This window comes from Streptomyces sp. B21-105, assembly GCF_036898465.1.
Taxonomy (GTDB): domain Bacteria; phylum Actinomycetota; class Actinomycetes; order Streptomycetales; family Streptomycetaceae; genus Streptomyces.
The window spans coordinates 4489796-4505456 of record NZ_JARUMJ010000001.1 but is presented as its reverse complement, the minus strand read 5'-3'; the positions used below and the strand labels follow the sequence as shown (position 1 = coordinate 4505456).

The window sequence follows — 15661 nt, the reverse complement described above, 5'->3', positions numbered from 1 at the left end:
AGGAGCCTGCCTGTGGCAGAGAAGAAGAAGGGCACCCGCCGCGCCAACGGCGAATCCGCGATCTACTTCGGGAAAGACGAGCGTTGGCACGCCCGTGTACCGATGGGCTACAAGGACAACGGGGAGCCCTACCGCCGACACCTCACGCGCAAGACGCGCGAGGACCTGGTCGAGGAAGTCAAGAAGCTGGAGAAGCAGCGCGACGCGGGTTCGGCGCAACAGCCCGGCAAGGTGTGGACGGTTGAGAAGTGGCTTCAGCACTGGGTCGAGAACATCGCCAAGCCGACCGTCAGCGAGAACACGTACGACGGCTACGAGGTGGCCGTTCGGGTTCACCTCGTGCCCGGTATCGGGAAGCACCGCCTTGACCGCTTGCAGCCTGAGCACCTGGAGAGCCTGTATCGCCGTATGCAGGCCAACGGAGCGCGCAAGGCTGGTACTGCTCACCAGGCTCACCGCACCGCCCGTACTGCCCTCGGGGAGGCTGTACGGCGTGGCTATGCGGCCAAGAACGCTGCCGCGTTGGCCAAGCCGCCCCGGATGGAAGAGGACGAATCAGAGGTTGAGCCCTACTCCGTGGAAGAGGTTCAGTGCCTGCTGCTCGAAGCCAACAAGCGCCGGAACACGGCCCGTTGGATGCTGGCGCTGGCGCTCGGATTGCGGCAGGGCGAAACGCTCGGACTGCGCTGGTCTGACGTCGACCTGGATAACGAGTATTTGAAGCTGCGCCGGAACCGTCTGCGCCCCCGGTACGAGCACGGATGCCCGGAAGCCTCACCGTGCGGCCGGAAGGCGGGGTACTGCCCGGCCAAGGTGCAGGTGCGGCGCGAGACCAAGAACACCAAGTCCCGCGCCGGTCGCCGCGCCGTGCCCCTGCCGGGCCCCCTGGTCGCCATGCTCCGTGCCCACGCCGAGACGCAAGAGCGCGAGCGTAAGGCGGCCGGCGACCTGTGGACCGAGTCGGACTACGTGTTCGCGAAGCCCCTGGGTGGCCCTTTGAGCCCGAACACGGACTACCACGACTGGAAGCGCCTGCTCGAAGACGCGGGGGTCCGGAACGCCCGGCTGCACGACGCCCGGCACACGGCCGCCACCGTGCTCATGCTGCTCGGTGTCCCGGCACGCGTCATTGATCAGATCATGGGGTGGGAGCCGGGCACGTCCGACAGCATGCGAGCGAGGTACCTGCATGTGCCGGACGCCATGCTGAAGGACGTCGCCCGGAAGATCGCCGAAGCCATCTGGGGAACTCCGGAGACACCCGCTGTGGACAAAAACCAGGACAACGAGGTCTGAGACACGACGAAGGGCCCCACCGCGAACGGTGGAGCCCTTCGACATCGTGCCCGGTGAGGCACTGGCGGAGGATACGAGATTCGAACTCGTGAGGGGTTGCCCCCAACACGCTTTCCAAGCGTGCGCCCTAGGCCACTAGGCGAATCCTCCGCGGCAAACAATACAAGACGTTGAGGAGTGCTCGCGAACTCGTTCCCCCCGCTCAGATCCTGTAGCCTGTGCGAAGCCCCTCACGCGGCGCTATCTGACTGAACTCCCCCAGGGCCGGAAGGCAGCAAGGGTAGGTCGGCTCTGGCGGGTGCGTGGGGGGCGCTTGCGTTTTCCGGGGGCTGGGCGTGGGTCCGATGTCAGTGGTCGCCTATAACCTCGTATGTGTGTCTTCCCTCGCGCTGTACCGCCGCTACCGCCCGGAGTCGTTCGCCGAGGTCATCGGGCAGGAGCATGTCACTGACCCGCTGCAGCAGGCGCTGCGGAACAACCGGGTCAATCACGCGTACCTGTTCAGCGGGCCGCGTGGCTGCGGGAAGACGACCAGCGCGCGGATCCTGGCCCGGTGCCTGAACTGCGAGCAGGGGCCCACGCCGACCCCGTGCGGGGAGTGCGAGTCGTGCAAGGACCTGGCCAGGAACGGGCCGGGATCCATCGACGTCATCGAGATCGACGCCGCTTCGCACGGCGGTGTGGACGACGCGCGTGACCTGCGGGAGAAGGCCTTCTTCGGACCGGCCCGCAGCCGCTACAAGATCTACATCATCGACGAGGCCCACATGGTCACGTCGGCCGGTTTCAACGCGCTCCTCAAGGTCGTCGAGGAGCCGCCGGAGCATCTGAAGTTCATCTTCGCCACCACCGAGCCCGAGAAGGTCATCGGGACCATCCGGTCCCGTACGCACCACTATCCGTTCCGCCTCGTGCCGCCGGGGACCCTGCGGGAGTACCTCGGCGAGGTGTGCGGGCAGGAGGGCATTCCCGTCGAGGACGGCGTGCTGCCGCTCGTCGTGCGCTCCGGCGCCGGGTCGGTGCGTGACTCCATGTCCGTCATGGACCAGCTGCTGGCCGGCGCCGCTGACGCCGGTGTGACGTACGCCATGGCCACCTCCCTCCTCGGGTACACGGAGAGCTCGCTGCTCGACTCCGTCGTCGAGGCCTTCGCCACCGGCGACGGGGCCGCCGCCTTCGAGGTGGTGGACCGGATCATCGAGGGGGGCAACGATCCGCGGCGGTTCGTCGCCGACCTGCTGGAGCGGTTGCGGGACCTCGTCATCCTCGCCGCCGTCCCGGACGCGGCGGAGAAGGGGCTGATCGACGCCCCGGTCGACGTCATCGAGCGTATGCAGGCCCAGGCCGGCGTCTTCGGCGCCGCCGAGCTGAGCCGCGCCGCCGACCTCGTCAACGAGGGCCTCACGGAGATGCGCGGCGCGACCTCGCCCCGGCTCCAGCTCGAGCTGATCTGCGCGCGCGTGATGCTGCCCGCCGCCTATGGGGACGAACGATCGGTCATGGCCCGCCTCGACCGCATCGAGCGCGGTGTGCAGGCGGGGGTGGGGGCGGGGCCAGTGCCGGCCATGCCTGCAGCGTCTGCCATGCCTGCAGCGTCTGCCATGCCTGCCATGCCCGCCATGGGATATGTGCCGGGGCCCGAGGTGCACGGCGGTCCCGCCGTCGCCGCGGGGGCTCCCGTCGCGCCCGGCGGCGGGGCCGCGGCGGCCCGCGCTGCCGTACGAGGCCAGGGGCCGGCGCAGGGGCAGCCTCAGGAGCCGGAGACCGGCGCTCAGGGGGCGGCGCCCGTTCAGGCCTCCCCGCCGCCTGCTGCCGTCCAGCCCGCTGCTCCGGCGGTTCCGGCCGGCCGGCCCGTCGAGGAGGCTCCCGTCCAGCCCGCCCCCGGCGCCTGGCCCACCGCCACCGCGGCGGGCAGCGGACGCCGGCCCGGCGGCTGGCCCACGGCCACGCCCGCCGGCGGCGGTCGCCCACCGGCGTCACCGACGGCACCGGCGGCGCCCGCCCCGGCCGCCCCGGTCGCGCAGCCCGCGGCGGGCGCCGCGCCCGCCGGGTACGCGGTGCCCGCCGGCGGTCCCGACCCCCGGATGCTCTGGCCGAACATCCTGGACGCCGTCAAGAACCGCCGTCGGTTCACGTGGATCCTGCTGAGCCAGAACGCCCATGTCGCCGGGTTCGACGGCACGACGCTGCAGATCGGCTTCGTCAGCGCCGGCGCCCGGGACAACTTCGCGAGCAGCGGCAGTGAGGACGTGCTGCGACAGGCGCTGTCCGAGCAGTTCAACGTGCAGTGGAAGATCGATGCCGTCGTCGACCCGTCCGGCGGTTCGGCGCCCCCGCCCGGTGGAGGGTTCGGCGGCGGATTCGGCGGAGGGGGCGGCGGCGCCCCGGGCGGTTACGGCAGCAGCGGCACCGGTAACGCCGGCGGGCACGGCGGCTCCGGCGGTCCGGGAGGCTACGGCGGTGGCGGTGGCGGTGCGCCAGGGTCGGCGGCGATGTCCGCGGCCGCGTCGCCGGCGCCGGCGACGGCCGCGTCCGGCGGTCCCGCTCGCCCGGCGTCCGCGCCCGGCTCGGCGGCGGCCCCCGCGTCCGTCGCCGCCGGACCCGCGCCGACCCGCCCGGCCGTTCCCGAGCCGGTGGCCCCCGAGGACGACACCCCGGAGGACGACGACCCCGACCTCAACGAGTCGGCCCTCTCGGGTTACGAACTGATCGTGCGCGAGCTTGGCGCGACGGTGGTGGAGGAGTTCACCAACGACTAGCGGGATCCTGGAGGAACGCACAAGCCCGAACTCCCCCGCTCTTCGGAAGCCCGCACAAAACGCCGCGGGCTCCGCCGGTTAGGCTGACCCCCGTGAACGTCCTCGTCATCGGCAGCGGCGCCCGCGAACACGCCCTGTGCCGCTCCCTGTCCCTCGACCCCGCCGTCACCGCGCTGCACTGCGCGCCCGGCAACGCCGGCATCGCCGAGGTCGCCGAGCTGCACCGGGTCGACGCCCTGGACGGCGAGGCCGTGCAGGCGCTGGCCGTCGAGCTGGGCGCCGAACTGGTCGTCGTCGGCCCGGAGGCGCCCCTGGTCGCCGGGGTGGCCGACGCCGTGCGCGAGGCCGGCATCCCGGTCTTCGGCCCCTCGAAGGAGGCCGCGCAGCTGGAGGGCTCCAAGGCGTTCGCCAAGGACGTGATGGCGGCGGCCGGCGTGCCGACCGCCCGCTCCTACGTCTGCACCACCCCGGAGGAGGCGGCCGAGGCCCTGGACGCGTTCGGTGCGCCGTACGTCGTCAAGGACGACGGTCTGGCGGCCGGCAAGGGCGTCGTCGTCACCGACGACCTGGAGGCCGCCGCGGCGCACGCGGCTGCCTGCGACCGCGTCGTCATCGAGGAGTTCCTGGACGGCCCGGAGGTCTCCCTCTTCGCGGTCACCGACGGTGTGAGCGTCGTCCCGCTCCAGCCCGCCCAGGACTTCAAGCGCGCGCTCGACGGCGACGAGGGTCCCAACACGGGCGGCATGGGCGCGTACTCGCCGCTGTCCTGGGCCGATCCGAAGCTGGTCGACGAGGTCATGGAGACCGTTCTGCAGCCGACCGTGGACGAGATGCGCCGCCGTGGCACCCCGTTCTCCGGGCTGCTCTACGCGGGCCTCGCCATCACCAGCCGCGGCGTCCGCGTCATCGAGTTCAACGCCCGCTTCGGGGACCCCGAGACGCAGGTCGTCCTGGCCCGTCTGAGGACGCCGCTGGCCGGTGTCCTGAAGGCCGCCGCCACCGGCGACCTCGCCGACCTGCCGCCTCTGCGCTGGAGCGACGACGCGGCCGTCACCGTCGTCATCGCCTCGCACAACTACCCGGACGCCCCGCGCACCGGCGACCCCATCACGGGCCTTGCCGAGGTGGCCGCCGAGGACGCCCCGCACGCGTACGTGCTGCATGCCGGGACGAAGCAGGACGGCGACGCGGTCGTCAGCGCAGGCGGGCGCGTGCTGTCCGTCACCGCGTCCGGCGCCGATCTCGGTGAGGCGCGCGAGCGCGCGTACCGGGCGGTCGCGCGCATCGGACTCGACGGTTCCCAGCACCGTACGGACATCGCCGCGCGGGCGGCGGCGGGCGCGTGACGCTCCGCCCGGGGCCGGCCCCGGGCGCCCTGCCCGCCCCACGCGCCCCCATGCGTCCCACCAGGCAACTCGCCGACTGATCCGAGGCCCCGGGCCTCCACGGGACCCCTCACCGAGGGGCCGTGGAACCCGGGGCCTGATCGTTGCCCTGTGTCATACACCTTTCCCCAAAGCCATTCCATCGAGTGAGCGCTGAGCTATCCGGCTGACGGGGGCCGGAGTGCCAACTAGGGTGCGGCGCAAGCGTCCCGGTCGTCGTTCCGGCACTTGGCCCACCGGCATTGCGATGTCGGTGGCGGGTGCCACAGTGGGGGAGTGAGCACTGCGAAGACAGCCGGGGGACACAGGACTGCAGGGAGGGGGTGAGCTCCGGTCATGACCGGTCTGGGTGTGGAGATGGGCGCGCAGGCGGCGCGCGCCCGGGCACTGGCCGTGCTGCGTATCCGCAGCCGCGCTCTCGCCCTGGCGCTGCTGCCCGCGGCCGCCGCCGTGATCCTGCTCGTGGGCGGATCCACCGGGCATCTCGCGGGCGCGGGCTGGGACGCCGTGCGCTGGGCGGTGTCCGTCGTCGCGGTCGTCGTCCTGCTCTCGGCCGGGGCGGTCGCGCTCGTGGTCGCCCGCGCCCGGCCCGCCGTCAGCCCCACGGTCGCCGTCGCCGAGCAGGCGGCCCCCGACCTGTACCGGCTGGTCCGCGACCTCGCCGACCGGCTGGATGTGCCGGCGCCCTCCGCGATAGCCCTCACGCCGGACTGCGACAGCTGGCTGGAGGACCGCACCCACCGGGCCCACGGTTCACCGCCGCCCCGCGGCGCCGACGAGATAGCCGGTCCGGGCGGCTCCCGCGGCCCCCTGCACCGCCGTACGGCGACGGCGCCCGTGCTCGTCATCGGCTCCCCGTTCCTGTGGTGGATGCGGGTGGGCGAGCTGCGGGCCGTGCTGGCCCCGGTCGTCGCCGGTACCGGCCCCTCCGCCCATCCCGACATAGCCGCGGCCCGGCGGTACGTGCGCGGGCTGGACGCCGCGGTGGCCGGCTGCGCCGAGCGCGCGGGCCGCAGTGCCGTCCTGCGTCCCTTCTGTTCCGGCATCGGCTGGGTCGCGCGGCTGATGCTGCGCGGCTGCCAGGTGCACGCCGGCGAGATGGAGCGGGGGGTGGCCGCCGCGGCAGCCGAGCGCGCGCAGACGGTGGACTACGGGCTGCGCATCGTCGCCCAGGAGCAGGTCGGCCTGGCGTACGCGGGCTGGGACCGGCTCCTCACACGCGTGGCACTGCCCGCCTGGCGGATGGGCCGCTGGCCCTCCCGGCTGGACGCGGGAGTCGTCGCCGCCCTCACCGAGCTGTCCCGCCGCGACCGCCTGGCCGAAGGCTTCGCCTCCCGTCTCGGCGAGCGCCCCGCCTGTGACCTGCTGGAAGAGCCCGGCGTGGTCGACGAGGCCGCGTCGCTGCTCGCCGCCCGCCTCTTCCACGGCGGTCCCGCCGAGCCCGGCCCGCACTGGTCGCCGGTGGCCTGGGACGACTATCCGGACGAGGTCGTGGACCGCAAGTGGCGCACCGACGCGGCCCGCCTCCACCGGGTGCTGGACGCCCTCGGAGTCCGTCGGGCCCCCGACCCCACGGCCGCCGTCCACGCCGGGGGGCCCACTCTGGCCCGCGTCCTGGACCACCTGACCGACACGGCAACCCCGGCGGACGGCCGTTTCGCACCGGACACCCTCCGCCCGACCCCCGCGCCCCCGTCGGCGGACCCGTCCCTCGCGCTGCCGCCGCTGCCGCTGCCGCCGGCGGAGGGTGCCCAGGGGCCGGGCGACCCTCCCGAAACCGAAACCACCGCCGACTCCGCTTCCACGCCCGCTTCCGAGCCGCTTCCGCACCCGGGACCGGCCCCGCGGCCCGAGGCCGGTCCCGACGGTGACGTGCCGGCCGCCAACCCCCGCAGCGCCGCCCTCGCCGCGCGTATCGGCGTCGAGGTCGGCAGGGAGGAGGCGGCGACCGCGGACGCGGCTCCCGTCGGCCCTCCGGCACCCGGGCAGGGGCCCGACGCGGCCCTCTGGGACGACGACGCGCTCCCCCTGTTCCCCCTCCAGCCGCCGCGCACCGACCGGGAGCTGCTCGCCGATCACGTCACGGCGATGGTGTGCTGCGCCGCGATGGACACCGTCGGCGCGACCCCGGGCCTCGACTGGCTGGACGGCCCGGCCCTCCTGGTCGACGGCGAGCGCGTGGCGGACCTCGCCCCCCGGGTCCTCAGCCTCGTCGAGGACGGCGACGCGGTCCCGTTGCGGACCTGGCTGGTGGAGCTGGGGATACGCCCCGAGAAGCCGGTTCGGCTGGGCTGAGGGCGGTTGCGCGGCGAGGTGCCCGGCACCCCGCCCGGCGGGACCACACCGGAGCACCGGGTTCCACTTTCGGCCAATTCGCAACGAATCGTGACTGTCTGCGCGCGTTATGTGATGTGCTGGGATCGAACGAGCCCATGGCATGGGCGCGGGACATAGGACAAGCCGCAGGGGACGGGGCGAGGACGCGCGCAGGACGGCTCGCGGCGGACGCGCGACGGACGGGCACCCGAGGAGCGGCGCAGGACGGACAGCGATGGGCTGACGGCCGCCGCGTCGGCATGAGTTTGCATGAGTCGGCACGATCGGTACGAGCCACCACGGGGCGCAGGGGAGGGGAGCACCATGGGACCCGGACCAGAACCGAAGCACATCCGCCGATGGGAGTCGGGGGCGCTGGCCCACGCCGTGACCGACCCCTTCGGCCAGGGCCCGGTCCCCTGGCTGCGCGGCAGCGAGACGTACTTCGACGACACCGGCCAGGTCGTGCCCTGGTACGTGGACCAGAACCCGGCCCCCGGCACGGCACAGGGCGCCGGCGGCCCCCGCGTCCCCGGCCCGCGCACCGCGCCCGGGGCCAAACCCGGGTCCGGGTCCGGCGCTCCCCGGTCCGCCGACGACGTCCGCCGTCAGATCAAGGGGTTCGTCTCCACCGGCGCGGTCGCCCCGGGCGAGGCCGTCGACTTCCACATCACGGTCGACCCGCCGCAGGAGTTCAGCGTCGACGTGTACCGCATCGGCCACTACGACGGCGACGGCGCGGCCAAGATCACCACCAGTCCGCGCCTCTCCGGGATCGTCCAGCCGCCGCCGCTGACGGCCGACCGCACGGTCTCCTGCCACCACTGGTGGCTCTCCTGGCGACTGCAGGTCCCGTCGTACTGGAACGTCGGCGCGTACGTCGCCGTCCTCACCACCGTCGACGGCTACCGGTCGCACGTGCCCTTCACGGTCCGCGACCACCATCCCGCCGACCTGCTGCTGGTCCTCCCCGACGTCACCTGGCAGGCCTACAACCTGTATCCCGAGGACGGCCGGACCGGCGCCAGCCTCTACCACGCGTGGGACGACGACGGGCGACTCCTCGGCGAGGCCGACGCGGCGACCACGGTCTCCTTCGACCGCCCGTACGCCGGCGCGGGCCTCCCGCTGCACGTCGGCCACGCCTACGACGTCATCCGCTGGGCGGAGCGCTACGGCTACGACCTCGCCTACGCCGACGCCCGCGACCTGCACGTCGGTGCCGTCGACCCCACCCGCTACCGCGGCCTGGTCTTCCCCGGCCACGACGAGTACTGGTCGACGCCGATGCGCCGTACCGTCGAGCTCGCCCGCGACAGCGGCACCTCGCTGGTCTTCCTCTCCGCCAACTCCCTCTACTGGCAGGTCGAGTTGGGCCCTTCGCCGGCAGGTGTTCCGGGCCGTCTGCTCACCTGCCGCAAACGCAGGGGGCCGGGGCGGCCCGTGCTGTGGCGTGAGATCGACCGGGCCGAGCAGCAGCTGATCGGCATCCAGTACGCGGGGCGAGTGCCCGAGCCGCACCCGCTGATCGTCCGCAACGCCGGACACTGGCTGTGGGAGGCGACCGGGGCGGGCGAAGGCGACGGCATCGAGCACCTGGTCGCGGGCGAGGCCGACCGCTACTTCCCGCGGACCGCGCTGCCGCCCCACGAGGACCGCATCCTCCTCGCCCACTCCCCGTACCGCGACAGCAAGGGCGCCCCGCGCCACCAGGAGACCTCCCTCTACCGCGCCCCCTCCGGCGCCCTGGTCTTCGCCTCCGGCACCTTCGCCTGGTCCCCGGCCCTGGACCGCCCCGGCCACGCGGACCCCCGTATCCAGCGCGCCACCGCCAACCTCCTGGACCGCATCTGCAAACGCGACTGACGTCCGTACACCTGACGCCCGCTCGCCCCGCCCCGCCCCGCTGGCCTCGCCCGCCCACCCCTTTGTCACCGCCTACCCCTTTGTCACCGCCCGCCCCACCCCCGCTGTCCTCGGCTGATCCCGATGTACGGGACAATCAGGCCACTGAGACAGAACCACGGGGAGGAACCGTGTCCGGATTCGTAGAAAAGCCCGAGCCCCTTCAGGTGCCGGGCCTGGTGCATCTGCACACCGGCAAGGTGCGCGAGCTGTACCAGAACGAGGCGGGCGACCTCGTGATGGTCGCCAGTGACCGCACGTCCGCCTTCGACTGGGTGCTGCCGACCGAGATCCCCGACAAGGGCCGCATCCTGACCCAGCTCTCCCTGTGGTGGTTCGACCAGCTCGCCGACCTGGTCCCGAACCACGTCCTCCGCACGGAACTGCCCGCCGGCGCCCCCGCCGACTGGGCCGGCCGCACGCTGGTCTGCAAGTCGCTGCGGATGGTCCCCGTCGAGTGCGTGGCCCGCGGCTACCTCACCGGCTCGGGCCTCGCCGAGTACCGGGAGTCCCGCACGGTCTGCGGGCTCGCCCTCCCCGAGGGCCTGGTCGACGGCAGCGAACTGCCCGCCCCGATCTTCACCCCGGCCACCAAGGCCGCCGTCGGCGAGCACGACGAGAACGTCTCCTACGAGGAGGTGGCCCGTCAGGTCGGCGCCGACACCGCCGCCCAGCTCCGCCAGGCGACCCTCGCCGTGTACGGGCGCGCCCGCGACATCGCCCGGGACCGGGGCGTCATCCTCGCCGACACCAAGTTCGAGTTCGGCTTCGAGGACGAGAACCTGGTCATCGCCGACGAGGTGCTCACCCCGGACTCGTCCCGCTTCTGGCCGGCCGACCAGTGGCAGCCCGGCCGCGCGCAGCCCTCGTACGACAAGCAGTTCGTGCGCGACTGGCTGACCTCCGCCGAGTCCGGCTGGGACCGGCACAGCGAGCAGCCCCCGCCGCCGCTGCCCCAGCACATCGTGGACGCGACCCGCGCGAAGTACGTCGAGGCCTACGAGCGCCTCACGGGCGTCGGCTGGGACTGACGGGAAAAGGCCCCGGTCGATGACCGGGGCCTTTTCGATGGAGCGGACGACGAGGCTCGAACTCGCGACCTCAACCTTGGCAAGGTTGCGCTCTACCAACTGAGCTACGTCCGCAACGCGCCGGTGTTAACGTGCCGTGGCGCGAGGCCAACTATACCCAACCCCGCTCCCGCGCGAGCCGCACCGCGGCATGCCGGTTCTCCGCCCCGAGCTTGGAGACGGCCGACGACAGGTAGTTCCGTACGGTGCCCTGCGACAGCGCGGCCCGCTCGGCGATCTCCGCGACGGGCGCGCCGTCGGAGGCGAGTTCGAGCACCTCCGCCTCGCGCGAGGTCAGCGGCGAGTCGCCGGCGGAGATCGCGTCGGCGGCCAACTCCGGGTCGACGTAACGGTTCCCGGCGTGCACCGTGCGGATGATCTCCGCGAGCCGCTGGGCACTCACCGTCTTGGGGACGAACCCGCGCACACCTGCCGCAAGCGCCCGCTTGAGGTGCCCGGGCCGCCCGTGACTGGTGACGATCAATGCCCGGCAGTCGGGCAGTTCGGTGCGCAGGGATGTGGCGACCTTCACACCGTCCGCGCCCGGCATCTGCAGATCCAGGACGGCGACGTCGGGGCGGTGGGCCCGGGCCATCGCCAGCGCCTCCGGACCGGTGGCCGCCTCGGCGACGATCAGCAGGTCGTCCTCCAGGGAGAGCAGCGCGGCCAAGGCGCCCCGGATGAGGTGCTCGTCGTCGGCGAGCAGCACCCGCACCGTCATGAAGTGACCTCTTTCACAGCGTTCTTCGCGCTCAGGGGCACCCGGGCGACCACCCGGTACCCGCCCGTCCCGACGAACCCCGCCTGCAACGTCCCGTCGACCCTTTGGAGCCGCTCCCGCAGCCCGGCGAGCCCCGACCCGCCAAGGCCCGCGCCGCCGGGTACCGGACCGCTGCCGGACTTCGTGCCCATCCCGGAGCCCGTGCCCGCCCCGGAGCCCCTGCGGCTGCCGGGGACGAGGCCGCCCAGGACCCGGCTGCCGGCGCCACCGGACCCGACGTCGTCCCGGTCGGCGTTGCCCGCGACGGCATTGCCCGCGACGGCATTGCCCGCGACGGCGTTGCCCGCGACGGCGTTGCCCGCGACGGTGTCGTCCCGGCCCGTGCCGTCTGTGCCCGTGCCGTCCCCGACGATGTCGTCACCGGCGTCGCCCCGGCCGACGTCGTCCCTGGCGGCGCGCCGGACTGTGTCGCCCCGTCGCGCGTCCGGTGGGGTATCCGGTGGGGCGTCCGGCCGCGCACCGTCGTTCTCCACCGTCAGCACCACGCACCCCTCCGTCCTTTGCAGGGCCACCGAACACCGCTCGGCGTCCCCGTGCCGCAGCACGTTCGTGGTGCTCTCCCGCACCACCCAGCCGAGCGCCGACTGCACCTCGGCGGGCAGCTCCCCGGCGTCCCCGAGCACCTCGCACGCTATCCCCGCCGCCCGCAACACTCCCTGTGCTCCCGCGAGTTCGACCCCGAGGTCGGCCTCCCGATAGCCCCGGACGACGCCCCGCACCTCGCGCTGCGTCTCCTGCGCGATGCGCTGCACCTCGATCATCTGCTCCACGGCGTCCGCCCGCCCCCGCCGGGCCAGCTGCACGGCCAGCTCGCTCTTCAGGGCGATCACCGCCAGGTTGCGGCCCATGACGTCGTGCAGATCCCGCCCGAACCGCAGCCGCTCCTCGGCGACGGCGAGCCGGGCCTCGACCTCCCGGGCCCGCTCCGCCTCCCAGAGCACGGACAGGTTCCAGGCCCCGCAGCGACCGACCAGCAGTGAGAACAGCGCACCGAACCCGGTGAGCACCCCGACCGCCACGATCCCGGAGGGGTCCGGCCCGATCCCGGCGAACGCGGCCATGAGGACCACGGCGAGCGCGGCGGACCGGCGCAGGAACACCGGGACGGGGGCGACGAGGCCGTACAGCAGCCCGAAGGGCAGCAGCGCCGCGCCGATGATCAGCCTGCCCCCCACGGCGTCGGTGCCGCCCAGCGCGGCGAGAGCGAGGGCCAGCGCCAGTTCCAGGCCCAGCAGGACGGCGGCGGGGCGCAGCGCCCGGAGCGGGAGTTCGGCCCGCCCCAGATAGTGGTCGAGGGCCGACCGGGTGAGCCGGTTGGCCTCCACGCACTGCAGGGTTCCCACGAGGAGCAGCGCGCCGCCGAGGGTCAGCGGCAGGGGCCGGCGGTCGATCCCGCCCGCCAGCGGCAGCGCCAGCCAGAACAGGGAGAAGGACCAGGTCGTGAGGTACCAGGTGACCACGCTCTGCAGCTCGACCCGCTCCGCCTTGCTGCGTTCGCACCAGTGGCGTCCGTGCCACCCCCGGATCCAGCCGAACACCGTCCCACCGCTCCTCAGCGCCTCGGCTCCCACCGGAACCACCGCCGTACAGCAAACACCGCGAGCACGAGCCAGGCCAGTGCGGTCGCCAGGGCGCCGAGGGCCTCGTAGGCGGACAGGCTTCCGGTCCAGCCGCCCCGGATCAGGGTGATCACCGGGGACAGCGGCAGCAGTTCGCAGACGGACGCGAGCCGGTCGGGGAGCAGTTCCAGCGGGACGGCCATTCCGGAGCCGGTCAACGACACCAGCACGAACGGTGCCGTGGTGACCTGCGCGCTGTCCACGGTCCGGGTCAGGGCCGCGGTGAGCGCCGCGAGCGCCGCGCACATCGCGAGCCCCGACAACAGCCCCAGGAGGGCGAGCAGGGGCGCCTTCGGGGCCGGCACGTCGAGCAGGACGGTGCAGCCGGCCACCAGCACCAGAGACTGCACCAGCCCCGTGGCCAGGACCGCCAGCGCCGATCCGCAGAGGATCTCGGCGTCCCTCAGCTCACCGGTGCGCAGCCGCTTCAGCACCAACTCCTCGCGACGGGCGGTGTAGACGGACGACAGCGCCTGGTACACCCCGAACAGCAGCGAGAACCCGATGGCGGCGGGCAGCAGCACCAGCCCGGCGGTGAGCCCGACGTCCGCCACGTCCATGTCGTCGACCACCTGGGCGAGGCTGGCCGGCAGCACGAGCGGCACGAACGCGGCCAGGGCGAGCGTGCTCCTGCTGCGCCCGAGAAGCGTCAGCTCGGCCCGCCCGAGGGCGACCATCCGGCCCAGGGGGGTGGTGACCGGTCGGGCGGCTGCCTGAGTGACTGCAGGGGGGACCGCCCGACCGGCGGCGCCTTCCACCGTCGTCCCGCTCCCGCTCATACCGCCCGTCCCACCCACTCCGCCCGTCCCACCCACTCCGCCCGTCCCACCCACTCCGCCCGTCCCACCCACTCCGCTCGCCCCACCCACTCCGCCTGTCCCACTCACTCCGCTCGCCCCGCCCACTCCGCCTGTCCCACTCACTCCGCTCGCCCCGCCCACTCCGCCTGTCCCACTCACTCCGCTCGCCCCGCCCGTCCCACTCGCCCCGCCCACATCACTGGTCCCGCCGCTCCCGCTGCTCCTGCGCGCCTCGCTCATGCCGTTCGCTCCCGCCATGCCGTTCGCCCCCTCATGCCGCGACCTCCGCGCCTCGTCCACCTCGACGGCCCCGGTCGCCCCGGCGGCCCTGGACGCCCCGGTCGCCCTCCGGGTCGTCCGACGCCTCGCGGGCGATGTCGAGGAACGCCTCCTCCAGCGAGGCCGACCGCACGTCCAGTCCGCGCAGCTGCACTCCGGCCCGGTCGGCCCACACCAGCAGCCCGGTCGCCGCCCGCTGCAACTCCCGCGTGCGCAGCCGTACGACACGGCCGTCGACCCCGTGGCCGCACACGCCGAGCTCGCCCAGGGGCGGCAGGTCGCCGACGAAGTACCCCTCGGGCAGCTCGAAGACGATCCGGGAGGGCTGGGCGCCGGTCACCTCCGCGGGCGTTCCGGAGGCGGCGATGCGGCCCCGGTGCAGGATGGCCAGCCGGTCGGCGAGGTTCTCCGCCTCCTCCAGGTAGTGCGTGGTCAGCAGGACCGTCGTGCCGGCGTCGCGCAGCGCGCGCACCAGATCCCAGGTGTCGCGCCGGCCCTCGGCGTCGAGGCCGGTCGTCGGCTCGTCGAGGAACAGGACCTCGGGGTCGCCGAGCACCGCGAGCGCCAGGTCGAGGCGTCGCCGCTCTCCCCCGGACAACTGCTTGACCCGGATGTCGGCCCGTTCGGCGAGTCCGACGAGGGCCAGCGCCTCCTCGGCCGGACGGGTGCCGCTCACGCAGCCGGCCCACATCCGGGCGGTCTCGGCGACGGTCAGTTCGGAGGGGAGGCCGCCCTCCTGGAGCATCACGCCGGTGCGCGGCCGTACCGCGGTCCGCTCGGTGTACGGGTCGTGGCCGAGGACCCTGACCAGGCCGCCGTCCGGACGCGCGAGCCCTTCCAGCAGTTCGACGGTCGACGTCTTCCCGGCCCCGTTGGTGCCGAGCAGCGCGAAGACCTCACCGCGGCGCACGTGGAACGAGATTCCACGGACCGCGGCGAACTCGCCCCCGTACACACGCCGGAGGTCGGTGACCTCGATCACGTGCTCATTCGTGTCCATGCCTCGAGCCTCCCCGCGGAGGGGAGGGTCCGGCAGTGCGAGGTGTCATCGGCGCGTATGACAAATGTCAGACACGCGGCGCTCGGCTTCTCAGGCACTCGGGCTTGGCCACTTGGCACTCGGCCACTCGGGCACACGGGCACACGAAAAGACCCCGGCCCAGTGGACCGGGGTCTGATTCCCGAGCGGACGACGAGGCTCGAACTCGCGACCTCAACCTTGGCAAGGTTGCGCTCTACCAACTGAGCTACGTCCGCATTGCCTCCGACCGCCAGCTGTTAACAAGCACAGCCGCCGATCGGCGCGAGCACCAGCCTACCTGATCCACAAGAGTGGTCGGATCGGCGATGCGGAGCGGGTGACAGGAATTGCACACTGCGCCTTCCCCCTGGAAGGGGGATGTTCTACTACTGAACTACACCCGCGTGTACTCCGTGAGCTGGGCCTTTCG

At 73.3% G+C, this 15661-nt stretch carries 10 protein-coding genes, 4 tRNA genes and 1 other RNA gene; 7 read left to right on the top strand and 8 right to left on the bottom strand.

What is annotated here, in order from left to right:
• The first annotated feature begins 12 nt into the window (after positions 1–12).
• Positions 13–1296 carry a tyrosine-type recombinase/integrase gene (locus QA802_RS20240; RefSeq protein ID WP_334524603.1) on the top strand — a complete coding sequence of 428 codons (1284 nt, stop codon included), beginning with the start codon at positions 13–15 and terminating at the stop codon, positions 1294–1296.
• A gap of 62 nt (positions 1297–1358) precedes the next feature.
• Here the strand turns inward: QA802_RS20240 and QA802_RS20235 are convergent.
• A tRNA-Ser gene (locus QA802_RS20235) sits at positions 1359–1446 on the bottom strand.
• A gap of 71 nt (positions 1447–1517) precedes the next feature.
• Between QA802_RS20235 and ffs the strand changes: the two genes are divergently transcribed.
• The 6 genes from ffs to QA802_RS20205 all read left to right on the top strand — a co-directional run bounded on the left by ffs (position 1518) and on the right by QA802_RS20205 (position 10692).
• Positions 1518–1616: signal recognition particle sRNA small type (ffs, locus tag QA802_RS20230), an RNA gene on the top strand.
• Between the two features lie 54 nt (positions 1617–1670).
• The gene (locus tag QA802_RS20225) at positions 1671–4055 is read left to right on the top strand and encodes a DNA polymerase III subunit gamma and tau (protein ID WP_334524600.1); all 2385 of its coding nucleotides are present in this window, start codon (positions 1671–1673) and stop codon (positions 4053–4055) included.
• Between the two features lie 92 nt (positions 4056–4147).
• Positions 4148–5401, top strand: coding sequence for a phosphoribosylamine--glycine ligase (gene purD, locus QA802_RS20220; RefSeq protein WP_334524597.1), 1254 nt, complete (start codon positions 4148–4150; stop codon positions 5399–5401).
• Between the two features lie 375 nt (positions 5402–5776).
• Entirely contained in the window at positions 5777–7735 is a 1959-nt protein-coding gene (locus QA802_RS20215) for a M48 family metalloprotease (RefSeq protein ID WP_334524594.1), read from the top strand.
• 345 nt (positions 7736–8080) lie between these two features.
• On the top strand, positions 8081–9622 hold the full coding sequence (locus QA802_RS20210; protein WP_334524591.1) for a N,N-dimethylformamidase beta subunit family domain-containing protein: 1542 nt from the start codon (positions 8081–8083) through the stop codon (positions 9620–9622).
• 170 nt (positions 9623–9792) lie between these two features.
• Positions 9793–10692: a phosphoribosylaminoimidazolesuccinocarboxamide synthase gene (locus QA802_RS20205; protein WP_334524588.1), complete on the top strand. Its 900-nt coding sequence runs from the start codon at positions 9793–9795 to the stop codon at positions 10690–10692.
• Positions 10693–10730: 38 nt separating this feature from the next.
• Here QA802_RS20205 and QA802_RS20200 read toward each other — a convergent pair.
• The 7 genes from QA802_RS20200 to QA802_RS20170 form a co-directional block, all read right to left on the bottom strand.
• Positions 10731–10806, bottom strand: a tRNA-Gly gene (locus QA802_RS20200).
• Positions 10807–10843: 37 nt separating this feature from the next.
• The gene (locus tag QA802_RS20195) at positions 10844–11452 is read right to left on the bottom strand and encodes a response regulator (protein WP_319172267.1); all 609 of its coding nucleotides are present in this window, start codon (positions 11450–11452) and stop codon (positions 10844–10846) included.
• Positions 11449–13050: a sensor histidine kinase gene (locus QA802_RS20190; protein ID WP_334524585.1), complete on the bottom strand. Its 1602-nt coding sequence runs from the start codon at positions 13048–13050 to the stop codon at positions 11449–11451. The genes QA802_RS20195 and QA802_RS20190 overlap by 4 nt, the downstream gene beginning before the upstream one ends.
• A 14-nt stretch (positions 13051–13064) precedes the next feature.
• The gene (locus QA802_RS20185; RefSeq protein ID WP_334524582.1) at positions 13065–13808 is read right to left on the bottom strand and encodes an ABC transporter permease; all 744 of its coding nucleotides are present in this window, start codon (positions 13806–13808) and stop codon (positions 13065–13067) included.
• A 394-nt stretch (positions 13809–14202) separates the two neighbouring features.
• Positions 14203–15210 (bottom strand): ABC transporter ATP-binding protein, encoded by a 1008-nt coding sequence (locus QA802_RS20180; RefSeq protein ID WP_334524579.1) that lies wholly within the window; start codon positions 15208–15210, stop codon positions 14203–14205.
• Positions 15211–15394: 184 nt separating this feature from the next.
• Positions 15395–15467: transfer RNA gene (locus QA802_RS20175), tRNA-Gly, on the bottom strand.
• A gap of 96 nt (positions 15468–15563) precedes the next feature.
• A tRNA-Gly gene (locus QA802_RS20170) sits at positions 15564–15635 on the bottom strand.
• Positions 15636–15661: the final 26 nt, after the last annotated feature.

Coding starts and splice junctions, on each gene's coding strand:
- QA802_RS20185 (WP_334524582.1), bottom strand. CDS start 13,808: ATGGTCGCCCTCGGGCGGGCCGAGCTGACGCTTCTCGGGCGCAGCAGG.
- QA802_RS20210 (WP_334524591.1), top strand. CDS start 8,081: ATGGGACCCGGACCAGAACCGAAGCACATCCGCCGATGGGAGTCGGGG.
- QA802_RS20180 (WP_334524579.1), bottom strand. CDS start 15,210: ATGGACACGAATGAGCACGTGATCGAGGTCACCGACCTCCGGCGTGTG.
- QA802_RS20195 (WP_319172267.1), bottom strand. CDS start 11,452: ATGACGGTGCGGGTGCTGCTCGCCGACGACGAGCACCTCATCCGGGGC.
- QA802_RS20215 (WP_334524594.1), top strand. CDS start 5,777: ATGACCGGTCTGGGTGTGGAGATGGGCGCGCAGGCGGCGCGCGCCCGG.